Source organism: Thermoactinospora rubra (assembly GCF_002093975.1).
In the GTDB taxonomy this organism is placed as follows: Bacteria; Actinomycetota; Actinomycetes; order Streptosporangiales; family Streptosporangiaceae; genus Nonomuraea; species Nonomuraea rubra_A.
Genome location: NZ_MSZZ01000033.1, coordinates 104,083 through 126,738 on the forward strand (window position 1 = coordinate 104,083; position 22,656 = coordinate 126,738).

The 22,656-nt window shown below is 71.9% G+C and carries 21 protein-coding genes; 14 read left to right on the plus strand and 7 right to left on the minus strand.

Annotated elements, in window-relative coordinates:
* Positions 1-7 precede the first annotated feature (7 nt).
* The gene (locus tag BSB02_RS26945; protein WP_084963196.1) at positions 8-1,447 is read right to left on the minus strand and encodes a GuaB1 family IMP dehydrogenase-related protein; all 1,440 of its coding nucleotides are present in this window, start codon (positions 1,445-1,447) and stop codon (positions 8-10) included.
* A 74-nt stretch (positions 1,448-1,521) separates the two neighbouring features.
* Here BSB02_RS26945 and BSB02_RS26950 point away from each other — a divergent pair, with 74 nt between their 5' ends.
* On the plus strand, positions 1,522-1,974 hold the full coding sequence (locus BSB02_RS26950) for a GyrI-like domain-containing protein (RefSeq protein ID WP_084963199.1): 453 nt from the start codon (positions 1,522-1,524) through the stop codon (positions 1,972-1,974).
* On the opposite strand, the gene BSB02_RS26955 is transcribed toward BSB02_RS26950, so the two are convergent.
* On the minus strand, positions 1,919-3,286 hold the full coding sequence (locus tag BSB02_RS26955; RefSeq protein WP_084963201.1) for a glycosyltransferase family protein: 1,368 nt from the start codon (positions 3,284-3,286) through the stop codon (positions 1,919-1,921). The two genes, BSB02_RS26950 and BSB02_RS26955, sit on opposite strands and share 56 nt — an antisense overlap.
* Before the next feature lie 94 nt (positions 3,287-3,380).
* Here BSB02_RS26955 and BSB02_RS26960 point away from each other — a divergent pair, with 94 nt between their 5' ends.
* Together BSB02_RS26960 and BSB02_RS26965 are read left to right on the plus strand one after the other, a co-directional pair.
* A complete protein-coding gene (locus BSB02_RS26960; RefSeq protein ID WP_143591201.1) occupies positions 3,381-4,031 on the plus strand; it encodes a response regulator transcription factor in 651 nt (216 codons plus the stop codon).
* Positions 4,028-5,173, plus strand: a complete 1,146-nt coding sequence (locus BSB02_RS26965; protein WP_084963203.1) for a sensor histidine kinase — start codon at positions 4,028-4,030, stop codon at positions 5,171-5,173. The genes BSB02_RS26960 and BSB02_RS26965 overlap by 4 nt, the downstream gene beginning before the upstream one ends.
* On the opposite strand, the gene BSB02_RS26970 is transcribed toward BSB02_RS26965, so the two are convergent.
* Both BSB02_RS26970 and BSB02_RS26975 read right to left on the minus strand, forming a co-directional pair.
* Positions 5,156-6,322, minus strand: coding sequence for a cytochrome P450 (locus BSB02_RS26970; protein ID WP_084963205.1), 1,167 nt, complete (start codon positions 6,320-6,322; stop codon positions 5,156-5,158). The two genes, BSB02_RS26965 and BSB02_RS26970, sit on opposite strands and share 18 nt — an antisense overlap.
* An 80-nt stretch (positions 6,323-6,402) precedes the next feature.
* Positions 6,403-7,512 (minus strand): CaiB/BaiF CoA transferase family protein, encoded by a 1,110-nt coding sequence (locus BSB02_RS26975; RefSeq protein ID WP_143591203.1) that lies wholly within the window; start codon positions 7,510-7,512, stop codon positions 6,403-6,405.
* Positions 7,513-7,641: 129 nt separating this feature from the next.
* Between BSB02_RS26975 and BSB02_RS41600 the strand changes: the two genes are divergently transcribed.
* From BSB02_RS41600 to BSB02_RS27000, 5 genes are all read left to right on the plus strand, one after another.
* Positions 7,642-9,204 (plus strand): serine/threonine-protein kinase, encoded by a 1,563-nt coding sequence (locus tag BSB02_RS41600; protein ID WP_240506673.1) that lies wholly within the window; start codon positions 7,642-7,644, stop codon positions 9,202-9,204.
* A gap of 118 nt (positions 9,205-9,322) precedes the next feature.
* Positions 9,323-10,267, plus strand: coding sequence for an NAD(P)-dependent oxidoreductase (locus tag BSB02_RS26985; protein WP_084963209.1), 945 nt, complete (start codon positions 9,323-9,325; stop codon positions 10,265-10,267).
* Between the two features lie 97 nt (positions 10,268-10,364).
* A complete protein-coding gene (locus BSB02_RS26990; RefSeq protein WP_084963211.1) occupies positions 10,365-11,723 on the plus strand; it encodes an FAD-binding oxidoreductase in 1,359 nt (452 codons plus the stop codon).
* A gap of 4 nt (positions 11,724-11,727) precedes the next feature.
* Positions 11,728-12,987 (plus strand): SAM-dependent methyltransferase, encoded by a 1,260-nt coding sequence (locus tag BSB02_RS26995; RefSeq protein ID WP_084963214.1) that lies wholly within the window; start codon positions 11,728-11,730, stop codon positions 12,985-12,987.
* A 38-nt stretch (positions 12,988-13,025) separates the two neighbouring features.
* A complete protein-coding gene (locus tag BSB02_RS27000; protein ID WP_206184909.1) occupies positions 13,026-13,562 on the plus strand; it encodes an NUDIX hydrolase family protein in 537 nt (178 codons plus the stop codon).
* Between the two features lie 3 nt (positions 13,563-13,565).
* On the opposite strand, the gene BSB02_RS27005 is transcribed toward BSB02_RS27000, so the two are convergent.
* On the minus strand, positions 13,566-14,195 hold the full coding sequence (locus BSB02_RS27005; protein ID WP_084963218.1) for a hemerythrin domain-containing protein: 630 nt from the start codon (positions 14,193-14,195) through the stop codon (positions 13,566-13,568).
* 62 nt (positions 14,196-14,257) lie between these two features.
* On the opposite strand from BSB02_RS27005, the gene BSB02_RS27010 reads away from it, so the two are divergent.
* Entirely contained in the window at positions 14,258-15,076 is an 819-nt protein-coding gene (locus BSB02_RS27010; protein ID WP_240506674.1) for a MarR family winged helix-turn-helix transcriptional regulator, read from the plus strand.
* Positions 15,077-15,119: 43 nt separating this feature from the next.
* Positions 15,120-16,733 (plus strand): DUF885 domain-containing protein, encoded by a 1,614-nt coding sequence (locus tag BSB02_RS27015; protein WP_084963221.1) that lies wholly within the window; start codon positions 15,120-15,122, stop codon positions 16,731-16,733.
* Positions 16,734-16,779: 46 nt separating this feature from the next.
* Here BSB02_RS27015 and BSB02_RS27020 read toward each other — a convergent pair whose 3' ends face one another.
* Both BSB02_RS27020 and BSB02_RS27025 read right to left on the minus strand, forming a co-directional pair.
* Positions 16,780-17,370 carry a hypothetical protein gene (locus tag BSB02_RS27020; protein ID WP_084963223.1) on the minus strand — a complete coding sequence of 197 codons (591 nt, stop codon included), beginning with the start codon at positions 17,368-17,370 and terminating at the stop codon, positions 16,780-16,782.
* Between the two features lie 144 nt (positions 17,371-17,514).
* A complete protein-coding gene (locus tag BSB02_RS27025; RefSeq protein WP_084963225.1) occupies positions 17,515-19,050 on the minus strand; it encodes a long-chain-fatty-acid--CoA ligase in 1,536 nt (511 codons plus the stop codon).
* A 150-nt stretch (positions 19,051-19,200) separates the two neighbouring features.
* Here BSB02_RS27025 and BSB02_RS27030 point away from each other — a divergent pair, with 150 nt between their 5' ends.
* Genes BSB02_RS27030 through BSB02_RS27045 form a run of 4 tightly spaced genes read left to right on the plus strand, consistent with a single transcriptional unit; the run spans position 19,201 to position 22,655 of the window.
* Entirely contained in the window at positions 19,201-20,742 is a 1,542-nt protein-coding gene (locus BSB02_RS27030) for a GMC family oxidoreductase (protein ID WP_084963227.1), read from the plus strand.
* A 31-nt stretch (positions 20,743-20,773) separates the two neighbouring features.
* Complete coding sequence (locus BSB02_RS27035; RefSeq protein WP_084963229.1) at positions 20,774-22,003, plus strand: cytochrome P450; 1,230 nt, start codon at positions 20,774-20,776, stop codon at positions 22,001-22,003.
* The gene (locus tag BSB02_RS27040) at positions 22,000-22,386 is read left to right on the plus strand and encodes a hypothetical protein (protein ID WP_143591205.1); all 387 of its coding nucleotides are present in this window, start codon (positions 22,000-22,002) and stop codon (positions 22,384-22,386) included. Before BSB02_RS27035 ends, BSB02_RS27040 begins: the two co-directional genes overlap by 4 nt.
* Before the next feature lie 47 nt (positions 22,387-22,433).
* A complete protein-coding gene (locus BSB02_RS27045; protein ID WP_084963233.1) occupies positions 22,434-22,655 on the plus strand; it encodes a hypothetical protein in 222 nt (73 codons plus the stop codon).
* Position 22,656: the final 1 nt, after the last annotated feature.

The window sequence follows — 22,656 nt, forward strand, 5'->3', positions numbered from 1 at the left end:
CCTGACGCTACCAGCTCTGGTGGAGCGGCATGCCCTCGCTGTAGCCGGAGAAGCTCTGGATGCCGACGATCGCCCGCTCGTGGAACTCCTCGAGGTTCGACGCGCCCGCGTACGTGCACGCCGAGCGCAGCCCGGCCACGATCGCGTCGATCTGGTCCTCCACGCTGGGCCGCTGAGGGTCCAGGTACATCCGCGAGGTGGAGATGCCCTCCTCGAACAGCGCCTTGCGGGCCCGCTCGAAGGGGGTGTCCTCGGCGGTGCGCAGGCGGACGGCGCGGGCCGAGGCCATGCCGAAGTTCTCCTTGTAGCGGCGGCCGTCGGCGTCGGTGCGCGCGTCGCCGGGCGACTCGTACGTGCCCGCGAACCAGGAGCCGATCATCACGTTGGACGCGCCCGCGGCCAGCGCCAGCGCTACGTCGCGCGGGTGGCGCACGCCGCCGTCGGCCCACACGTGGCGGCCGAGCCGCCTGGCCTCGGCCGCGCACTCCAGCACGGCGGAGAACTGCGGCCGGCCGACGCCGGTCATCATGCGGGTGGTGCACATCGCGCCGGGGCCGACGCCGACCTTGACGATGTCCGCGCCCGCCTCGACCAGGTCTCGCACGCCGCCGGCCGTCACCACGTTGCCGGCGGCGACCGGCACGGAGGGGTTCAGCGCCCGTACGGCCCGCAGCGCGGACAGCATCTTCTCCTGGTGCCCGTGCGCGGTGTCGACCACCAGGCAGTCGATGCCCGCGTCGAGCAGTTCCTTGGCCTTGGCCGCCACGTCGCCGTTGACGCCCACGGCGGCGGCGACCCGCAGCCTGCCCCGCGCGTCGACCGCGGGCTGGTAGAGCGTGGCGCGCAGCGCGCCCGTGCGCGTCAGGATGCCCACCAGGCGGCCGCCGGCGTCGACGATGGGGGCCAGGCGGTGGCGTCCCTCGTGCAGCCGGTCGAAGGCCTCGCGCGGGTCCAGCCCGGCCGGCAGGGTCAGCAGTTCGGCGGACATGACCTGTTCGAGCTGCGTGAACATGTCCACGCCCTGGCAGTCGGCCTCGGTCACCACGCCGATCGGCCGCTCGTCCCCGTCGACGACGATCACCGCGCCGTGGGCGCGCTTGGGCAGCAGGTTGAGCGCCTCGCCGACGGTGGCGTGCGCGGTGAGGGTCAGCGGGGTGTCGTGGACCAGGTCGCGCTGCTTGACCCAGTCCACCACCTCGGCGACCACGTCGATGGGGATGTCCTGGGGGATCACGGCGATGCCGCCCCGGCGGGCCACGGTCTCGGCCATCCGGCGGCCGGCCACGGCGGTCATGTTGGCCACCACGATGGGAATGGTGGTGCCGGTGCCGTCGCTGGTCGCCAGGTCGACGGCCAGCCGGGAGCCGACGGCCGAGCGCGAGGGGACCATGAAGACGTCGCTGTAGGTCAGGTCGTACGCCGGTTCGATCCCGTTGAGAAATTTCACGTTCGTCTACCTTATGCGGTGATGGGTCATGCCTCGAGCTTTCCCCCGTTCACCAGGCGTTATGATCTGCTGCCATGGACGTCATCGAGCGGGACGAGCTGCTTGTCGTTGGCTTCGCCGTACGCACGACGAACGCCGAGGAGGCCGATCCCGCTCGGGCCCGGCTGCCGCGGCTGTGGCAGCGTGCCGCGCAGCCGGGGGCGTTCGCGCACGTGCCGGGGCGTGTCGACGAGAACCTCTACGCCGTGCTGACCGACTACGAGAGCGACCACCACGGGCCTTACACGCAGGTCGTGGGCGTCGCCGTCCGCGCGGTGCCCAAGCTGCCCGAGGGCATGGTGGCCGTGCGGGTGCCCGCCGGGGCGTGCCTGAAGGTGGAGGCGCGCGGGCCGATGCCGGGCGCGCTGATCGAGGCCTGGCAGCGGCTGTGGAAGCACACCGAGTCCGGCGGCCAGCCGGCGCGCTCGTTCGCTACCGACCTGGAAGTGCACCACCCGGGCGGGGTCGACCTCTACGTAGCGGTCTGAAGACCGCGTACGCGGCGCCCACGCACGCCACGGGCATCGCCGGGAGCATGTAGCGGTGGTCGAAGTCCATCGCGGCGATCGGCCCCAGGTAGAGGAAGACCGCGGTGGCCCACGGCAGCGACGGCCGCGCCAGCCCTGCCGCGAGCATGACCAGGAACAGCGGCCCGTGCAGGACATAGGGGTACGGCAGGGCCGCGGCGAGGATCGGCGCGTACGGCTCGACCGAGCGCAGCCCGGCGATGTCGCGGTCGTACTCCTTCCTGACCTTGCCGATGAGCGCGTGCTGCTCGGGCAGGTCCCAGGAGCCGATCGGGAACCCGGTCTTCTGCGGGATGCGCTTGGGATGGGCGACCGGCGTGAGCGACCACGGCAGCGAGGCGTCCCTGGCCACGTCGGCCAGGTAGTCCAGGGGCTGGGCGAGGATGGCCTTGACGGCGAAGCGCCTGGCCAGGTCGTTGTGGCTGAAGCGGTCGCCGCCGAGCCGGTTGAGGGAGGCGCCCGGCGCCCACACGTACTCCGAGGCCGCGTCCACCACGGTGCCGTTGGGGCACAGCCTGGCCAGGTCGGGGCCGGGCTTGATGATCGAGCAGTCGGCGAAGGTCATCGTGCGCGCCCACAGCGACACCCCGTCGGCGCCGCTGAGCGCGAAGCGGCCGTGGTGCTGCTGGAACCACGCGGCGTAGCCGGCCAGCGGCAGCCCGCCTGCGAGGAGGAGCGCCACGACGGGCCGCCAGCCGGCCCGCCTGACGACCAGGGACAGGACGAAGATCCCGAGCAGCGGCACCGCCGCGGTCCTGACCAGCCCCGCGCAGCCGATGAGCAGGCCCGCCAGCGCCGGGCGCCGCCACGTCATCGCGGCGAGCGCGCCGACGATCAGCAGCATGAGCAGCGTCTCCGACAGGATGGCGTGCTCGATGCGGAAGAACGCCGGGTTGAGCAGCACCGGCACCGTGGCCAGGGCGGCGGCCCACCCCGGCAGCCCCTTGCGGCGCAGGATCGCGTAGATCAGCACGCCGATGCCCAGCCCCATGACGTGCTGCACGCCGGCGACCAGCCGGACGCTGTGGAAGGGCGACAGCAGCCACAGGAAGGCCGAGTACCCGGCCGGATGGAAGGCTCCCGACGGCTTCATGTGGAGGGCGGTGTCCAGGTAGGTGAACGAGTCGTACCAGTACACCTGGGCGGTGTTGTAACCCAGCATCATGAGCACGCGCAGCGCCGCGGCCACCGCCAGCACGGCGGCGAAGACTCCGTGGCCGGTACGGCGTGCCCTCCGGACGGGCGTGCTGAGGACGGGACGGGTCAAGAGCATGGCTCAGGAGTCCACGCGAAGATCCATAACCCGGGTGTTACGGAAAGTGGTTACGCTCGCGTTACACCGCAGGGCTGACAATCCGGGGGATGTGGTGCGGATACTGATCGCGGAGGACGAGCAGATGCTCGCCGACTCGCTGGCCGAGGGATTACGGGCGGAGGCGCACGCGGTCGACGTGGCCTACGACGGCGAGGCGGCGCTGGAACGGCTGGCCGTACACGGCTACGACGTGCTGATCCTCGACCGGGACCTGCCCAAGGTGCACGGCGACGAGGTGTGCAGGCAGGTGGCGGGCGGGCTGGTGCGCATCCTCATGCTGACCGCCTCGGGCGACGTGCGCTCGCGGGTGGCGGGCCTCACCCTGGGGGCCGACGACTACCTGCCCAAGCCGTTCGCCTTCGAGGAGCTGCTGGCCCGGGTCCACGCGCTGGGCCGGCGGGCGCGTCCGGCCGACCCGCCGGTGCTGGAGTTCAAGGGCGTGACGCTGGACCGCGGCCACCGGCAGGTCTTCCGCGAGGGCCGCTACGTCCCGCTGGCGCGCAAGGAGTTCGGCGTGCTGTACGAGCTCATGCGGGCCAGGGGCGCGGTGGTCTCCAGCGAGGAGCTGCTGGAGAAGGTCTGGGACGAGCACATCGACCCGTTCACCAACACCGTGCGCACCACGATGGTCAAGCTGCGCAAGAAGCTGGGCGACCCGCCGATCATCGAGACCGTCCCGGGAGTGGGGTACCGCATCGCATGACGATCAGGGCCAGGTTCGCGTTCGCCTGCGGCGCGGTTTTCCTCATCCTGGGCACGCTGCTCATACTGGGCATCTACCTCCTCGTCCGGTCCCAGCTGGAGCCGGTGCCCGGCTGGCGCAACCCGGAGTACGTGAGGATCGACGGCTGGCAGTTCTGGCCGGGCGAGGCCGGCTACGAGGTGGCCAACATGCGGGGCATCCAGATCCGCCGCCTCTACCAGCAGCACACCCTCGAGGCCGTCCGCAACGTCGGCGTCCTCGCCGTCGCCGCCGGCACGGCCCTGGCGGCCTTCCTCGGCTGGCGCTTCTCCCACCTGGTCTTCCGCCCGCTCCAGGACGTCACGGTGACGGCCCGCCGCGTGGCCCAGGCCTACGACCTGAGCGAGCGCATCGACTACCGAGGCCCGTCGGATGAGCTCAAGGAGCTGGCCGACACCTTCGACACGCTGCTGGCCAGGCTGGCGCGGGTCTTCGAGGGGCAGCGCCGCTTCGTCGCCAACGCCTCGCACGAGCTGCGCACCCCGCTGGCCATCAACCGCACGCTGGTGGACGTGGCCGTCCGGCGGCCGGACGCGGGCGAGGACCTCAAGCGCCTGGGGGAGTCGCTGCTGGTGGTCAACGAGCGGCACGAACGGCTCATCAACGGCCTGCTGGCGCTGGCCGAGGGCGAGCAGGCGATGCTCGACCGGCGCGACTTCGACCTGTCCGACGTGGTGGAGCACGCCCTCGACCAGGCGGCGGGGGAGGCGGAGGAGCGGAAGGTCACCCAGCACCGGCTGCTCGACGCCGCCCCGGTGCAGGGCGATCCGGTGCTCCTCGAACGGCTGGTGCAGAACCTCGTGGAGAACGGCATCCGGCACAACGAGCTGGGCGGGGAGCTGTGGGTCACCACCCGGCAGCGCGAGGACCGGGTGGAGCTGGTGGTGGCCAACACCGGGCTGCCGGTCCAGCCGTACGAGGTGGAGACGATCTTCCAGCCGTTCCGCCGGCTCCACGGCGACCGGCTCAACTCCGACCGCGGCACCGGCCTGGGCATGTCGATCGTCAAGACCATCGCCGACGCCCACGGCGGCACCGTGTCGGCCCGCCCTCGCGAGGAGGGCGGCCTGATCGTGACGGTGGAGCTACCGCTCCAGGCCTAGCTCCAGCACGATCGGGAAGGACGTCACGCCGCGCACGAAGGCGTTGCGCATGATCCGCGGGCCGGTGTCGTCTGCCCAGCGCGCCGAGCCGACCCGGCGCACCCACTCCTCGAAGAAGATCCGCAGCTCCAGCCTGGCCAGGGCCGCGCCCAGGCAGAAGTGGGTGCCCAGGCCGAAGGCGATGTGGCCGCCCGGCTTCCTCGTCACGTCGAAGACGTCCGGGTCGTCGAACACCTCCGGGTCGCGGTTGGCCGAGCCGTACATCAGCAGCACCTGCTGCCCCCGCCGGATCCGCTCGCCGTGCAGGACCGTGTCGCGCGTGGCCGAGCGGCACATGTTGAGGACGGGCGTGGTCCAGCGGACGAACTCCTCCACCGCGTTCTCGATCAGGCCGGGGTCCTCGCGCAGGAGCCGCCACTGGGCGGGGTGGCGGATGAGCGCGTCGATGGCCGTGGCGATGACCGTGCGGGTGGTCTCCGCGCCGCCGTCGAGCAGCAGCAGCGCCTCGTTGGCCAGGTGCTCGTCGTCGTAGCCGGGCTGGCACGCCCACAGCGACAGCAGGTCGTCGCGCGGCTCGCGGCGCCGCTCGGCGGCCAGGGCCAGGACGGCCTGGCCGTACTCGGCCGCGGCCATCGCCGCCTCGTGGGTGACGTACCGCAGGCCGCCGCCGGCCGGGATGGTGGTCTGCGACCAGTGCACCAGCCGGGGCCAGTCCTCCTCGGGGAAGCCCAGCAGCCAGCCGATCATGCGGGCGGGCAGCGGGGCGGCCAGCGCGGGCACCGCGTCCACCGTGCCCTCCTCCAGCGCGCGGTCGATCAGCTCGACGACCACGGCGCGGATGCGGCCGGCGTATTCGGCGTGGACATGGCGGGGCGTGAAGCGGCGGTAGACCAGGCGGCGGCGCTCGGCGTGCTCGGGGTCGTCCATGCCGATCATGGACGGGTCGGAGGGCAGCTGCGGGCGGTAGCCGCCGGTGCTGGTCCACAGCTTGGAGTCGCGTTCGATCGCGCTGATGTCGGCGTGCCGGGAGACGCCCCACAGGCCGTTGGCCGCGTCCCAGTAGGCGGGGGCGTGCTCGCGCAGCCAGGCGTAGACGGGGCCGGGGTCGCCCGCGTACAGGTCGCCGTCGAGCAGGTCGATGTCAGGCATGTGCGCTCCGTGTCGTGAGGTTGTCGCGGAGCCGCACGATCGCTCGCGCCTTCGATCGGGCGGTGAGCCGGGCAAGGGGGTTAGGCCATCACCCCCAGGGAGCGGAGCTTGGCCGCTTCCTCGGCCGGGATGCCCCACTCGGTCAGGTCCTCCAGCCGGGTGGCGGGGGACAGGTCGGGGTCCGGCGCGCCCAGCAGCCGGGGCGCGGGCCGCGGCTGGCTGACGCCGCCGACGTCCACGAACGTGCCGCGCGCCACGTTGTGCGGGTGCCGTACGGCCTCGCCCATCGACAGCACGGGCGACACGCATGCGTCGGAGCCCTCGAAGAGGGCCTCCCACTCGGCGCGTGTCTTCTTGCTGAACTCCTCGGCCAGGCGGGCCTTCAGCGCGGGCCACTGGGCGCGGTCGTCGCGGTCGGGCAGGTCCGCCAGCCCCATGAGCCGCACCATCTCGGCCCAGAACTGCGGCTCCAGCGAGCCGACCGCGACGTACCGCCCGTCGGCCGTCTCGTAGGTGTCGTACATCGGCGCGCCCGTGTCGAGCAGGTTGGTGCCGCGCTCGCCCCACAACCCGCTCTGGACCGCCTGGTAGAACATCGCGAACAGCAGCGCCGCGCCGTCGACCATGGCCGCGTCGATCACCCGCCCACGCCCGGTCCGCTCCCGCTCGATCAGCGCGAGCAGCACGCCGTACGCGAGCATGAGGCCGCCGCCGGCGAAGTCGCCGAGGATGTTGATCGGCGGCGTCGGCTTGTCCCCGGCGCGGCCCAGCATGGACAGCACGCCGGAGATCGCGATGTAGTCGATGTCGTGCCCCGCGGTGGGCGCCAGCGGGCCGTCCTGGCCCCAGCCGGTCATGCGCCCGTAGACCAGCCGCGGGTTGACGGCGTGCAGGTCTTCGGGACCGATGCCGAGCCGCTCGGCCACGCCCGGCCGGAACACCTCGATCACCACGTCGGCGTGCCCCGCCAGCTGCTTGAAGGCGGCCATGCCCTCGGGGGACTTCAGGTCCAGGCCGATCGTGCGCTTGCCGCGGTCCATCACGTCCCGGCGCGGCTTGTCGGTCACGGCGGCCACCCGGTCCACGCGAAGCACCTCGGCGCCGTGGTCGGCCAGCATCATCCCGGCGAACGGCCCGGGGGCCAGCCCGGCCAGCTCCAGCACGCGCACTCCGGCCAAGGGTCCACTCATGACCATCACTCTAGAAGATTGTTCTCCTCTCGTGCCAGGACCGCTGCCGGGGGATCTTTCGAGCCCGCCCGAATGGCGTCCGCGCCCGCTGAGCGTGTGGGAAACTCTTCCCTTGTTGCGGAGGTTGAGATGGTTGGACGGCTTATCGCCCGGCGCTACCTGTTGAGGAGCGAGCTCGGCCGAGGCGGCATGGGAGTGGTGTGGCAGGGCCACGACACCCTCCTCAACCGGCCCATCGCGGTGAAGGAGGTCCTGCTCCCCGCCGGGCTGCCGGAGCTGGACCGCGAGCGCCAGCTCCTGCGCACCACCCGCGAGGCGCGCAACGCCGCCAAGATCAACCATCCGTCGGTCGTCGCCGTCTACGACGTCGTCGAGGAGGACGGCCGTCCCTGGATCATCATGGAGCTCGTCCAGGGCCGCTCCGTCGAGGAGGTCGTCGCCACCTCCGGCGCCCTGCCCATCCGGCAGGCGGCCGACGTCGGCCGCCAGGTCCTGTCGGCCCTGCGGACCGCCCACGAGCTGGGCATCCTCCACCGCGACGTGAAGCCCAGCAACATCCTGCTCACCCAGGAGGGCCGGGCCGTCCTGACCGACTTCGGCATCGCCACCGCCGAGGGCGACTCCTCGCTCACCTCCACCGGCATGGTCACCGGCTCGCCCGCGTTCATGGCCCCCGAGCGGGTGCGCGGCGAGGAGGCCGGGCCCGCCTCCGACCTGTGGTCGCTCGGCGCGACCCTCTACGCGGCCCTGCTCGGCCGCTCGCCGTTCGAGCGCGGCGAGCCCATGGCCACGCTCACCGCGCTGCTGACGGAGGAGCCCGACTACCGGCGCATCCCGCCCGCGATGCACCCGGTGCTGCAGGGCCTGCTCACCAAGGACCCCGCGCAGCGCGCCGACGCCGAGGCCGCCGACCGCATGCTGGCCGCCATCGGCTCGCCCGCCCCGGCCCGGGCACGTGAGCGTACGGCGGGCCGTACCCCGTGGATCCTCACCGCGGCGGTCGTCGCGGCGGCGGCCGGGGTCGCGTTCGCGCTGCTGCGGCCCACGGGGGAGGCGGTTGTGCCGGTCGCGCAGCGGGCCAGCACCTCTCCGCTGCCGAGCCTGACCCAGCCGGTCGCGGCCACCCCCACGCCGAGCCCCACGCCCACGCCGACGCGCAGCCGCCCGCCGCTGGTGCGCGCGTGGACCTCGCCGGCGGGCTGGTCGGTCAAGCGCCCGGCCGGGTGGCGGGGGAGCCGCAAGGACGCCTACACCGAGTGGATCAAGCCTGATAGGGGCGGACATTTCAGCATTCAGGAGCACTACTCCACCCAGGACCTCACCACCATCATGAACGGCGAGGCGGCGCTGCTGCCCGGCGGCGTGCTGCGCACCCGCAGGCCGGGCCCCGGCATGCTGGAGTGGGAGGCCCGCTGGACGGCTCCCGTCCCCTCGGCCGCCTGGGCGGTCCCCGGTGTGACCTACCGCCAGCTCAGCCGCGCGATCCTCGGCGGCGACACGGTCTACGTGCTGTCCTGGACGGCTCGCGAGGCGGACTGGGGCAAGAGCGCGAAGCTGGGCCGCAGGGTGATCGCCAGCTTCGTCCCGCCGGAGCGGCCCGGCCAGGACACGGAACAAGGCGACCAGAAGCCGGTGCAGCCGAGCCAGGAGCCTGGACAACCCAGCCAGGACCCCGGCCAGCCCGACCGGTAGGCGGGCCGGCGGCCCGATCGGCAGGCGGGTCGTGAGCCCGAGCCGGTGCGCTGATCGCGGTATCGGCAGGCGGGTCGTGAGCCGGTGCGCGGATCGCGGTTTCTGCCAGGATCGCCCCATGACGCCGTGGAACATCCTCGCCCTCCCGCCCCTGCCCCTGGAGGTCCTGCGCGCCATCCTCGCGCCGCTCGGCGACCGGGTCGCCGTGTCGGTCCCGCGCTCCCGCGACCGCGCCGCCGTCCTCGACGCGCTCCCTGAGGCCGAGATCGTCATCGGGGACTGGAGCGGCGAGCTCACGCTGGACGCCGAGGCCGTCAAGGCCGCGCCCAGGCTCGCCTTCGTCCAGCAGCCCAGCGTCGGCGTCGACGGCCTGGACCTGGACGCCCTGGCCGCGGCCGGGGTGCCGGCGGCCAACACCGCCGGGGTGAACGCCGTGTCGGTCGCCGAATGGTGCCTGGCCGCCGCCCTGGCGCTGAGCCGCAAGCTGGTCCAGGCCGACGCCGCCGTCCGCGCGGGCGAGTGGCCGCAGCAGACGCTCGGCCCGCGCGAGCTGTCCGGCGCCAAGGTCGGCATCGTCGGCTACGGCGCGATCGGGCAGGAGTGCGCCCGCCTGTTCGGCGCGCTGGGCTGCCAGGTGACCTACTGGACCAGGACGCCCCGCGAGGACCCGGCGTACGTGCCGCTGGAGACCCTGCTGGCCACCAGCGACGTGGTGGTCGTGGTCATCGCCCTGTCGGAGCGGACCCGCGGCCTGGTCGACCCGCGGGCGATGAAGCCGGGCGCCCTGCTGGTCAACGCCGCGCGCGGCGGGATCGTGGCCGAGACCGGCCTGGACCACCTGGGCGGGGTCGCGTTCGACGTGTTCGAGACCGAGCCGCCGCCGGCCGGGCACCCGCTGCGCGAGCTGCCCCATGCGCTGCTGTCGCCGCACGTCGCCGGGGTGACCGCGCAGTCGGCGGCCCGGCTGGTGGAGGCGGTGGTCGCCAACGTGACGGCCGCGGTGGAGGGACGCCCCGTGTCGCATGTGGTCAACGGCGTCGCGCCCACGATCGCAAGACGCTGACGCGGTGTTTCCCCACGTTTAACGACCCCGGTCTGGCCGAGGGCATGCCTGAGAGATAACGTCGTACGGACGATCTCTTGGGGGTGGAGGTAGGCCTATGACGAGCATGGCGACACACCAGAGGGCCGTTGAGCAGATCAGGCAGTCCTACACCGAGCTCCCTGACGGCGCGGCGCCGCGGCTGGCCAAGCCGACCTCCAACCTGTTCCGGTTCCGGGACCCGGGCAGGTCGGCCAAGCTCTCGGCCCGCGACCTCGACGAGGTCATCTCGGTCGACCCGGTCTCCATGACCGCCGAGGTCCAGGGGATGACCACCTACGAGCACCTGGTGGACGCCACGCTGCCGCACGGGCTGATGCCATACGTGGTGCCGCAGCTGAAGACCATCACCATCGGCGGCGCGGTCACCGGCCTCGGGATCGAGTCGACCAGCTTCCGCGACGGCCTGCCGCACGAGTCGGTGGAGGAGATGGAGATCCTCACCGGCGACGGCCGCATCGTCGTGGCCCGCGACGAGGGCGAGCACCGCGACCTGTTCCGCGCCTTCCCCAACTCCTACGGCACGCTCGGCTACGCGCTGCGCCTGCGGATCAAGCTGAGGCCGGTCCAGCCGTACGTCCACCTGACCCACGTGCGCTTCTCCGACGCCCACAAGTGCATGCTGGCCATGCAGGAGATCTGCGACGCGATGGAGCACGACGGCGAGCCGGTCGACTTCGTCGACGGGGTCTTCTTCTCGCCTGCCGAGATGTACATCACGGTCGGCCGCTTCGCCGAGCGCGCGCCGTACGTCTCGGACTACACAGGCATGCGCATCTACTACCAGTCGATCCGCACCCGCCAGCGCGACTGGCTGACGATCCGCGACTACCTGTGGCGGTGGGACACCGACTGGTTCTGGTGCTCGCGCGCCTTCGGCGTGCAGCATCCGGTGGTCCGTTCGCTGGTGCCGCGGCGCTGGCTGCGTTCCGACGTCTACCGCAGGCTCGTCGCCCTCGACAGGAAGTACGGCGTCACGGCGCGGCTCGACCGCTGGCGCGGCAGGCCGGTCAGCGAGTCGGTCATCCAGGACATCGAGGTGCCGGTCGAGAAGGGCGCGGACTTCCTGGAGTTCTTCCACGACAGGGTCGGCATGACGCCGGTGTGGATGTGCCCGCTGCGCTCGCAGTCCGAGTGGCCGCTGTACCCGCTGCGGACCGGCCGGCTGTACGTCAACTTCGGCTTCTGGGGCATGGTCCCGCTGCCGCGCGGCCAGTTCGACGGCTACTACAACCGGCTCATCGAGAAGGCCGTCCACGACCTGGACGGGCACAAGTCGCTCTACTCGACCTCCTTCTACAGCCGGGATCAGTTCTGGCGGCTGTACAACGGCGACGCCTACTGGCCGGTCAAGCGGGCCTACGACCCGGGAGGTCGCCTGCTTGACCTGTATGACAAGTGTGTACGGGGAAGGTGAGCAGATGGCACTGGCGTCCATCTTCGAGAAGATCGTCGGTCCGGACACCGGCGTCGCGTTCGCGGCCTACGACGGCAGCAAGGCGGGCCCGGACGACGCGGACATCCGCATCGAGGTGAAGTCGCCGATCGCGGTGGCCTACCTGGCGCAGTCGCCCGGCGAGCTGGGCCTGGCCAGGGCGTACGTGTCCGGGCACCTCGACGTGCAGGGCGACATGTACACGCTGCTCGACCGCATGTGGACCATCACCACCGACGACCTGACGCTCGCCGGGAAGCTGGAGGCCGTCCGCTCCCTCGGCCTCAAGCCGCTGCTCATGCGCATCCCCCCGCCTCCCCAGGAGGTACGGCAGAGCACGCTGGCCAAGCTCGGCTCCCGCCACGCCAAGCAGCGCGACGCCGAGGCCATCCACCACCACTACGACGTCTCCAACCGCTTCTACGAGTGGGTGCTCGGCCCGTCCATGGCCTACACCTGCGCCTGCTTCCCGCGCGAGGACGCCTCGCTGGAGGAGGCCCAGTTCGCCAAGTTCGACCTGGTCGCCAGGAAGCTCGACCTCAAGCCCGGCATGCGGCTGCTGGACGTCGGCTGCGGCTGGGGCGGCATGGTCATGCACGCGGCCAGGGAGTACGGCGTCAAGGCCCTGGGCGTGACGCTGTCCAGGCAGCAGGCCGAGTGGGCACAGAACGCGATCAAGGAGGCCGGCCTGGAGGGCCTGGCCGAGGTCCGGCACATGGACTACCGCGACGTCGCCGAGACCGGCTTCGACGCGGTCAGCTCCATCGGCCTGACCGAGCACATCGGCAAGGCCAACGTGCCGTCCTACTTCAGCTTCCTGTACGGCAAGCTCAAGCCGGGCGGCCGGCTGCTCAACCACTGCATCACCCGGCCCACCGGCAAGGAGAAGACCTTCAACAAGGGCGGCTTCATCAACCGCTACGTCTTCCCCGACGGGGAGCTGGAGTCGGTCGGCTGGCTCATCCGGCGCATGGAGGACCTCGGCTTCGAGATCCGCCACGAGGAGAACCTGCGCGAGCACTACGCCAAGACGCTGCGCTTTTGGTGCGACAACCTCGACGCCCATTGGGAGGAGGCCGTGCAGGAGGTCGGCCAGGGCACCGCGCGGGTGTGGCGGCTGTACATGGCCGGTTGCATCGTCGGCTTCGAGCGCAACAAGGTCCAGCTGCACCAGGTGCTGGCCGTCAAGCTGGACGAGCACGGCCGCTCGGGCGTCCCGCTGCGCCCGCACCGCGACTGGCCGTGAGCCGAGAGCGAAAGACCGCGGGTCGATACGATCCGTCAATGAGCGAGATGACCGAAACCACGCCCGCCTGGCTGTCCCCCGAGCAGCTGGAGTCCGTCCGCGCGCAGATGCCGGTCCTGTACGTCGACGCCGTGCCGGTCCGGGTCGACGAGGCGGGCGCGGTCACGCACGTCGGTCTGCTGCTGCGGATCGGGAAGGACGGGACGGTCAGCCGGGCCCTGGTCTCCGGCCGGGTGCTGCACCAGGAGCGGGTGCGCGACGCGTTGCTGCGCCACCTGGAGAAGGACCTCGGCCCGGCGGCGCTGCCGCGCGTCCCCGCCTCCCTGCAGCCCTTCGCGGTCGCCGAGTACTTCCCGACGCAGGGCGTCACGCCGTACCACGACCCGCGCCAGCACGCGGTGTCGCTGGCCTACGTCGTGCCGGTCGCGGGCGACTGCCGGCCCCGGCAGGACGCGCTGGACCTGGTCTGGTTCACGCCCGAGGAGGCCGCCTCGCCCATGGTGCAGCAGGAGATGACCGGCGGGCAGGGCGTGCTGCTCAAGCAGGCCCTCGCGCACGTCGGCTGCCTGCCCTGAGCCTCACCCCCACCTGCTGATCTGTTCGAACGCGGGCCGCCAGTCCCGGGCGTAGGTCTCCCGCAGATGCTCCGGGAAGCGCCCCAGGATGGCGGCCCTGCGCTCCTCGTCCATGCCGTCGAGCACCCAGGGCAGGTAGCCCCGCGCGTCGGGCCCGACGCGCCTGCTGTGCTCCTGCCCGAACTCCGTCCACTCCCGCTCGCCCAGCGTCGCGCCGATCAGCGGCAGGGCGTCGGTCTCCTCGTGCTTCAGATGCCCGGTCAGGTCGGTCGTGAGCTGGTCGACCAGGCCGCCGAGCCGTTCGTGCCCGGAGTCGGCGTCGGCCACCGCCGCGTCGATCGCCGCCAGCAGGGGGTCGATCACCGCGTGCTCGGCCTCCATGGCGTCGAGCAGCGCCAGGTCGTCGGGCCTGCCGGCCACCGCCCGCCGCATCGCGGGCCACAGCTTGTCGTCCTCCGAGGTGTGGTGGACGTGCAGGTAGCCCTTGAACAGCTCCCATCCCACGGCCGCCGCCAGCAGGCGGCGGGGGTCGTCGCCGGTCCGCGAGGTGATCCGGGCCAGGTGCGTCAGCTCGCGCCGGAGCGCGTCGTGCACCGCGAACATCATCGTCATGTCGAGCCTGGAATTCGTCATGTCACGACCTTAACCATCAATCCCATTAACCGTCAACATCTTAACTATCAACGATGGATAGGATGCCGCACGTGGCGGACGACCTGCTGGAGCGATCGCTCGGACACCTGCTGCGCCGCGCGTACCTGCTGTTCACGGCGGCGGACTCGCGCGAGTTCGTGGTGCTCGACGCGCTCGCCGACCAGGGCGGCTGCTCCCAGCAGGACCTGGCGGAACGGCTCGGCATCAACAGGACGATCATGGTCGGGCTCGTCGACCGGCTCCAGGCCGCCGGCTACGTGACGCGGGAGCGCAACCCGGCCAACCGCCGCGCCTACCTGCTCTCGCTGACCGATGCGGGCCGCCGGGCGCTCGGCGAGATGCGGGAGGAGGTGGCCGGCCACGATCTCAGCGTCACCGCCCACCTGACGCCCGCCGAGCGGCGACGGCTGAACGAGTTGCTGAGCCGGCTGCTCCCCGAGCCCGGCGACGCGGCCGTGCGGAGCACCGGCCACCTGGTCGCCCAGGCGCACCACCGGCTGCGCCGTATCGGCGACGGCCAGCTTGCGGAGCTCGGGCTGCGCACCCGCCACCTCGGCGCGCTGCTGACGCTCCAGCGCCTGGCCCCCTGCCCCCAGCAGGAGCTGGCGCGCCGGCTGGACATCACCGAACCCGGCGTCGCGCAGATCGTCGACGAGCTGGTGCGGGCCGGGCTCGTCGTCCGTGGCCGGGATCCGGACGACCGCCGCCGCTACGCGCTCGACCTGACCGGCCTGGGCCGCGAGCGGCTGGCCGAGGTTCGCCGTGCCATGGCGCGGATCCAGGCGGAGGTCCGCGGCATCCTGGGCGACGAGGCCGACGACGAGCTCCGGGCGCTGCTGCGCAAGCTCCTGGCGGGCTGAAACCCTGGCGACATTGGTCCGGATCTGACGCTATCGTGCCTGCGTGACCCCGATCTTCCAGTTGTGCGACGAGTACGTTTTCAAGGCAGCCCAGCTCGATCCCGTCGACGCCGTCTACAACGGCATCAAGGGCGACTTCGGCGTGGCGACCGACTACAGCCCCGATGGCCACGCGGCCAGGGAGGCGCTGATCCGCGACACCCTGTCCCGGCTCGCCGCCCTCGACCCCACCTGCGAGGCCGACCGGCAGGCCGCCGCCCACCTGCGCGAGCGGCTGGAGGCCATGGCCGCCTGGCACGAGACCGGCGAGCCGTACCGCGACCTCAGCGCGCCCTTCGGCCTGGTCTCCGGCGTCAGGGACAGCATCGACCTGCTCCCGCACGGCGACGACGAGCAGTGGCGCAAGGTCGCCGCCCACCTGGCCGCCGTTCCCGGCATGCTGGCGGGCTGGCGCCGGTCCCTGGAGGAGGGGCTGCGGCGCGGGCTGCCGGCCGCCCGCCGCCAGGCCCTGGGGGCGGCCGAGCAGGCCGAGCGTTACGTGGGCACCCACGACGACCTCGTCGCCTCCTACGGCGACGGCCCGGTGGCCGGCGAGCTGGCCGAGGCCGCCGGGGCCGCGCACGCGGGCTACGCCGAGATCGCGCGCTACCTGCGCGAGGAGTACGCGCCGCGCGCCGCCGAGCGCGACGCCGTCGGCCCCGAGCGCTACGCCGTCGCCGCGCGCCTGTCCCTGGGCGACGACATCGACCTGCGCGAGGCCTACGCCTGGGGCTGGGCCGAACTCGACCGCATCCAGGCCGAGATGGAGCGCGAGGCCGAGGCCGTCCTGCCCGGCGCCACGGTCGACGAGGCCATCGCCCACCTCGACGAGACCCAGGTCGTGACCGGGCCCGACGCCTTCCACGCCTGGCTGAAGGAGCAGCATGAGCGGGCGATCGAGGAGCTCGACGGGGTCGTCTTCGACATCCCCGAGCCGCTTCGCAAGATCGACGTGGTGCTGAACCCGGGCTCCACGTCGGGCGCGCCGTACTACACGCCGCCGAGCGAGGACCTGTCGCGGCCGGGCCGTACCTGGTGGCCGCTGGGCGGGCGCGAGAGGTTCACGGTCTGGAACGAGCTGACGACCGTCTTCCACGAGGGCGTCCCCGGCCACCACCTGCAGCTCGGCGCCGCCGTCGTGGCGGGCGAGAAGCTGTCGCGCTACTCCAGGTTGTCGTTCGTGAGCGGCCACGGCGAGGGCTGGGCGCTGTACGCCGAGCGGCTGGCCGACGAGCTGGGCTGGTTCACCGCCCCCGGCACCCGGCTCGGCATGCTGGCCGCCTCCGCGCTGCGCGCCGCCCGCGTCGTCATCGACATCGGCGTCCACCTGGAGCTGCCGCTGCCCGACGGGAGCGCGTGGACGTTCGAGAAGGCGTGCGAGGTGCTGCGCCACCGCGGACGCGGCGAGCCGCACGTGATCGAGCCCGAGGTGCTGCGCTACTTCGGCTGGCCGGCCCAGGCGATCTCCTACAAGCTGGGCGAGCGCGCCTGGCTGGAGGCGCGGGCCGAGGCGTCGGCCAAGCCGGGCTTCGACCTCAAGCGCTGGCACACCGCCGCGCTCGCGCTGGGCCCCATCGGGCTGGGCGGCCTGCGGGAGGCCCTGGCGCGGCTGTCCTGACCGTCTGGATGGGGCGGGCTGGATGGGGCGGGCTGGATGGGGCGGGTCAGCACCGCCCCATCCACCACCACCGCTCCGACAGCCGGATCTCGGGGCAGATGAGCATGCCGTACCCGTCGTACGGCCCGCTGTCCACCTCCCCGGCGAAGTAGGCGTATCCCTGGGAGTCGTCGGGGATGCCGAGCCGGTCGGGCACGTAGAGCACGTCCGGTCCGAAGGACGTGACGTGGCAGTTCGCCGAGACGAAGCACAGCGGGCCGGGCAGCCGCGCGCCGAGGTAGCCGTCCGCCGCGGGCAGCCGGTCCTCCCGCCACAGCGCGGCCACCGCCTCGAAGGCCGGGCGTTCGACGGCGAACCGCACCGCTACCCGGGCCTCCGGCCACGCCAGCAGCGCCACCGGGCCGAGCAGGCCCAGCGCCGCCAGTGCCATGCCCGTCCAGAACGCGGGGCGGCCCGCTCGCCGCGCGAGCGCCGCGAGCGCCGTCCCGTAGACGGACAGCGCGGCGAGGAGGGCCGCGGCGCCGAGGGGGAGGGCGAGCAGCCCGTACTGTGTCACCAGCCAGCCGACGTGCAGGGCGAGGGCGAGCAGGCCCGCGGTCACGACGCCGACGAGCCTGACGGGAAGGGGGACGCTCACCCGGCACACCGTAGGCGCCGCATGTGCAGGAAGCGTGGAGACAGGGGGAGACCCGCGTAGAGGAACGGTCGAGATCGGACGGCGCCCTCACGCCGGGCGGTCCGCGGCGGGCGTCCACGACACGGACGCCCGCCGTACCGGCCGCTAGCGCAGCTCCCGCTTGAGGATCTTGCCGGTGGCCGTCATCGGCAGCGAGTCGCGGAACTCCACGATGCGCGGGTACTTGTAGGCCGCCATGTTCTCCTTGCACCACGCGATGAGCTCGTCCTCGGTAATGGTCGCGCCCGGCGTGCGGATGACGTACGCCTTGACCTCCTCGCCGTGCGACTCGTGCGGCACGCCGACGACCGCCGCGAGCGAGACCGCCGGGTGCGTCATCAGCACCTCCTCCAGCTCGCGCGGATACACGTTGAACCCGCCACGGATGATCATGTCCTTGGCGCGGTCGATGATCGCGTAGTAGCCGTCGGCGTCGCGGGTGGCGATGTCGCCGGTGCGGAACCAGCCGTCGCGCATGACCTCGGCCGTGGCCTCGGGCCGGTTGTAGTAGCCCTTCATGACGTTGTGCCCGCGCACGGCGATCTCGCCGGGGCCCTCGCCCTCGATGGTCTTCCAGTCGCCGTCGATGAGCTTCATCTCCACGCCCCAGATCGGCGTGCCGATGGTCCCGGGCTTGGTGGGCCGGCCCGGCTGGTTGAAGCACGCCACCGGCGAGGTCTCCGACAGGCCGTAGCCCTCCAGGATGCCGACGCCGAAGGTCTGCTCGAAGTCCTTGAGCACCTCCACGGGCGCCGAGGCGCCGCCGGCGACCGCGACCTTCAGCGTGGTGGGCACCTCCGCGCCCTCGGCGTGGATCTTGCTCAGCATGCCCCAGTACATGGTCGGCACGCCCGCGAAGAAGGTGACGCCCTCCTTGCGCATGAGCTCCAGCGCGTCGCCCGGCTCGAAGCGGGGCAGCAGCACGAGCGTCCCGCGGCGGCGCAGGCCGACGTTCATGACGCAGGTCTGGCCGAAGGAGTGGAACAGCGGCAGCACCGCCAGGAACACGTCGCCGTCGGGGCTCTTGGGGAACATGTCGTCGCTGACCATGCAGTTCAGCAGCATGTTCTGGTGGCTCAGCTCGGCGCCCTTGGGCTGGCCGGTGGTGCCGGAGGTGTAGAGGATGACCGCGGTGTCGTCGGGCCCGGTCTGCACGGTCTCGAACTCGCCCGGCATGCCGGACAGGGCGGCCCAGATCGACTCGCCGTAGGGCGACTCGGTGGCCAGCGGCGTGGCGGGCAGCACGAAGAAGTGCTCGCAGCCCGGGGCCGCCTCGAAGCCCTCCTTGCCGCGCTCGCCCAGCGGCAGCTCCGCCGTACCCTCGAAGCAGAACAGCGTCTTGGCCTCGCTGTCCTGCAGGTGGTAGGCGATCTCCCTGGCCTGCAGCAGCACGTTCAGCGGCACGACCGTGGCCCCGGTCTTGAGGATGCCGAAGTAGACGAACGGGAAGTACGGCAGGTTCGGGCAGGCCAGCGCCACCTTGTCGCCCTTGCCGATGCCGCGCGACACCAGCAGGTTGGCGACCTGGTTGGCGAAAGTGTTGATCATCGAGTACGGCAGGCGCAGGTCCCCGAAGACCACCGCCGTGCGGTCGGGGACGTTGCGCGCGCTGTCCTCCAGGACGACCGACAGGTTGAGCATGGGACGCCTCTCCTCATGACGGGGTTCTGCGGCCCATCCTGGCAGCACGGCCATACCAACTGGTAGGTAACAAAGGTTACGAATCCATATGGACGGCGGGGCGCGGCGGGAGTATGCAAGGAGCTAGCCGCTTGCCTCCAGGAGGAGCCGATGGAGTTCGACTACGTGGTCGTTGGCGCGGGATCGGCCGGCTGCGTCCTGGCCAACAGGCTCTCCGCGGACCCGGAGGTGTCCGTGGCGCTCGTCGAGGCCGGCGGGAAGGACGACAAGCTGGAGATCCGCATCCCCGCCGGGTTCCCCAAGCTGTTCAAGACCGAGTACGACTGGAACTACAGCACCGCCAAGCAGCCGGAGATGGCCGGGCGCGAGCTGTACTGGCCGCGCGGCAAGGTCGTCGGCGGCTCCTCCAGCCTCAACGCCCAGATGTGGGTGCGCGGCCACCGCCTCGACTACGACCAGTGGGACGTCCCCGGCTGGGGCTATGAGGACGTCCTGCCGTACTTCCGCAAGGCCGAGCGGCGCGTCGGCAGCAACAGGGGCGGCGTGTACGGCGAGGCCGGCCCGCTGGTCGTCTCCGAGCTGCGCAGCCCCAACGTCACGACCAAGGCGTTCCTCAAGGCGTGCGAGGAGATGGGCTTCACCCGGCTGGAGGAGCTCAACGGCCCCTCCAACGAGGGCTACAGCCCCACGCCGGTCACGCAGAGCCGCGGGCGGCGCTGGAGCGCGGCCGACGCCTACCTGCGGCCCGCGCTCAAGCGCCCCAACCTCCGCCTGGTCACCGGCTCGACCGTGCGCCGGGTGGTGTTCGAGGGCAACCGCGCGGTGGGCGTCGAGCGCGAGGGCGGCGGCCAGATCAGGGCGCGCCGCGAGGTGATCCTGTCGGCCGGGGCGATCGGCTCGCCGTGGATCCTGCTGCGCAGCGGCGTCGGGCCCGCCGACGAGCTGCGCGACGAGGGCGTCGAGGTGGTGCGCGACCTGCCGGAGGTCGGCAGGAACCTCCAGGACCACCTGGCCACCGGCGTCTACGTCGAGTGCAAGCAGCCGGTCACGCTCGTCAAGGCCGACACCCTGGTCAACCTCCTGCGGTACGTGATCTTCCGGTCCGGGCCGTTCACCACGAACGTCGGCGAGGCGGTGGCCTTCATCCGCACCTCGCCGGCCGAGCCCGCCCCGGACGTCGAGCTCGTCTTCGCCCCAGGGCCGTTCATCAACCACGGCCTGGACAAGCCGGAGGACCACGGCCTGACCGTCGGCGTGATCCTCCTGCAGCCGGAGAGCCGGGGGCGGATCACGCTGAGCGGCGGCCAGCCGGTGATCGACCCGGCCTACCTGACCAGCGAGGCCGACGTCCGGCGGCTGGTGGAGGGGCTGAAGGTGGCCAAGCAGGTCTTCGCCACCTCGGCGATGAGGCCGTACGCGGGCGGGCCGCTCGCGCCCTACCGCGACCCGGAGAGCGACGAGGAGCTGGCCCAGTGGGTGCGGGAGAGGGGCGAGACCCTCTATCACCCGGTCGGGACGTGCCGGATGGGCACCGACCCCGGCTCGGTCGTCGACCCGTCGCTGCGCGTGCGCGGGCTGGAGAGGCTGCGGGTCGTCGACGTGTCGATCATGCCGACGCTCAACCGCGGGCACACCCACGCGCCCGCGATCATGATCGGGGAGAAGGCCGCGGACCTCATCCTGGCGCCTTGACGTAAGTGAGCACTTGCTCAACTCTGGGGGCATGGACGTCGACCTCTCCCAGATCCCGTTCTGGGCCCTGCCCCAGCACGAGCGGATGGCCGCCTTCCGCGAGCTGCGCCGGCTGGACCGGCCGGTGTTCGTGCGGGAGAACCACGTGCCCTTCGTCGGCGGCGGCCCCGGCTACTACGCGCTGGTACGGCACGCGGACGTGGTGGAGGCCAGCCGCCATCCGGCGATCTTCAGCAGCGAGCCGTGCTCCAACAGCATCCCGGACATGCCCAGGTGGCTGGCTGTGTACTTCGGGTCGATGATCAACATGGACGATCCGCGGCACGCCCGGCTGCGCAGGATCGTCTCGCGCGCCTTCACGCCGCGCATCCTCGGGCAGATGGAGGAGGACCTGGCCAAGGCCGCGGCGCAGATCGTGGACGAGGCGATGCGGGAGGGGCCGGGGGACTTCGTCGCGCAGATCGCGGCCCGGCTGCCGGTGCGCGTCATCTGCGACATGATGGGGATTCCCCCGAAATTTCATGATCTGGTGCTTCGCCGTACCAACGTGATCCTCGGCAACGCGGACCCCGAATACACGGGCATCCAGCCGGACTTCTCCCGCTGGAACGTCGCCCGCGGCCTCGCCAAGCTCCTCCACGCCGGCCACTCGCTCAACCGCCTGGCCGCCCGCCTGGGCGCCGAGCGCCGCAGGAACCCCACCGGCGACCTGGTCAGCCTGCTGGTCAACGGCGAGGAGTCGCTGACCCCGCAGGAGCTCGGCTCGTTCTTCATCCTGCTGGTCGTGGCCGGCAGCGAGACCACGCGCAACGCGATCGCCTACGGGCTGAAGCTGTTCACCGACCACTCCGAGCAGCGCGAGCTGCTGCTGAGCGACTTCGACAAGCACATCGGCAGGGCCTGCGAGGAGATCGTCCGCTACGCCACCCCGGTGATCCAGTTCCGCCGCACGCTCACCCGGGACCACGGCATCTTCAGGAAAGGCGACAAGGTCCTGCTGTTCTACAACTCCGCCAACCGCGACGAGACGGTCTTCGACGACCCCGACGCCTTCGACATCACGCGCGACCCCAACCCCCACGTCGGCTTCGGCGGCCCCGGCCCGCACTACTGCCTGGGCGCCCACCTCGCGCGCCGCGAGATGACCGTGATGTTCCGCGAGCTGTTCACCCGGATGCCCGCCATCCGCTCGGTCGGCGAGCCCGACTTCCTGCTGTCGAACTTCATCAACGGGATCAAGCATCTACGCTACGAATGGTGATCCACTTACCGGCCGCACGCGCCGACGTGCACGTCTCCTATCACCAGCTTCTCCTGTCCGAGCCGGGGGCCACGATCCGGCCCCACGTCCCCAACGGCCTGGTCGCCGGCGACGTCGGCGGCGCGGTGATCCTGACCGGCATCCACACCGGCGTCGTCGACGTGACCGTACGGCTCGCCGACGCGCCGCCGCCGCTCCCGCCGCCGGCGCGCGGGGTCGCCCTCACGCGCGATCACCGCCTCCGCATCGTCAACCCCTACCAGGACGTCGCGACGCAGCCCGCGCTCCCGGAGGGGCTGGTCGCCGCGTCGCCGGACTGCGTGGTCATCCGGACCGAGAAGAGATCCGGAGATATCGGCATCTGGGTATCGGCGTCTGGGTGAATTGGCGGCACGAGCGCCCGCCCCAACAGCACACGAGCTGGGAGGAGGTGGAAGAGATCGAGTTCGTGACCACCACGGGGATCATGCAGCTGGCCGGCTTCCACGCCGACGCGCAGCCCAACCTCACCTTCCAGGGAGCCGGGCGCTACGGCCTGCGGGTCCACGGCAGGCGCCCCCGCGCCGCCCGGCCCAACGACCCGAGGGAGGGCTACCTGCTCGTCGTCTGGCCCATCGCGCTGGGGGCTCCGTCCGGCGCGGCGCGGTGCTAGG

What these genes read in the sequence shown, in the direction of transcription:
- BSB02_RS27005 (WP_084963218.1), bottom strand. Translation starts at nt 14,195, where the DNA reads ATGACGAATTCCAGGCTCGACATGACGATGATGTTCGCGGTGCACGAC.
- BSB02_RS26965 (WP_084963203.1), top strand. Translation starts at nt 4,028, where the DNA reads ATGACGATCAGGGCCAGGTTCGCGTTCGCCTGCGGCGCGGTTTTCCTC.
- BSB02_RS27010 (WP_240506674.1), top strand. Translation starts at nt 14,258, where the DNA reads ATGCCGCACGTGGCGGACGACCTGCTGGAGCGATCGCTCGGACACCTG.
- BSB02_RS27035 (WP_084963229.1), top strand. Translation starts at nt 20,774, where the DNA reads ATGGACGTCGACCTCTCCCAGATCCCGTTCTGGGCCCTGCCCCAGCAC.
- BSB02_RS26955 (WP_084963201.1), bottom strand. Translation starts at nt 3,286, where the DNA reads ATGCTCTTGACCCGTCCCGTCCTCAGCACGCCCGTCCGGAGGGCACGC.
- BSB02_RS26975 (WP_143591203.1), bottom strand. Translation starts at nt 7,512, where the DNA reads ATGAGTGGACCCTTGGCCGGAGTGCGCGTGCTGGAGCTGGCCGGGCTG.
- BSB02_RS26950 (WP_084963199.1), top strand. Translation starts at nt 1,522, where the DNA reads ATGGACGTCATCGAGCGGGACGAGCTGCTTGTCGTTGGCTTCGCCGTA.
- BSB02_RS26985 (WP_084963209.1), top strand. Translation starts at nt 9,323, where the DNA reads ATGACGCCGTGGAACATCCTCGCCCTCCCGCCCCTGCCCCTGGAGGTC.
- BSB02_RS26990 (WP_084963211.1), top strand. Translation starts at nt 10,365, where the DNA reads ATGACGAGCATGGCGACACACCAGAGGGCCGTTGAGCAGATCAGGCAG.
- BSB02_RS27025 (WP_084963225.1), bottom strand. Translation starts at nt 19,050, where the DNA reads ATGCTCAACCTGTCGGTCGTCCTGGAGGACAGCGCGCGCAACGTCCCC.
- BSB02_RS26995 (WP_084963214.1), top strand. Translation starts at nt 11,728, where the DNA reads ATGGCACTGGCGTCCATCTTCGAGAAGATCGTCGGTCCGGACACCGGC.
- BSB02_RS41600 (WP_240506673.1), top strand. Translation starts at nt 7,642, where the DNA reads ATGGTTGGACGGCTTATCGCCCGGCGCTACCTGTTGAGGAGCGAGCTC.
- BSB02_RS27000 (WP_206184909.1), top strand. Translation starts at nt 13,026, where the DNA reads ATGAGCGAGATGACCGAAACCACGCCCGCCTGGCTGTCCCCCGAGCAG.
- BSB02_RS27030 (WP_084963227.1), top strand. Translation starts at nt 19,201, where the DNA reads ATGGAGTTCGACTACGTGGTCGTTGGCGCGGGATCGGCCGGCTGCGTC.
- BSB02_RS26970 (WP_084963205.1), bottom strand. Translation starts at nt 6,322, where the DNA reads ATGCCTGACATCGACCTGCTCGACGGCGACCTGTACGCGGGCGACCCC.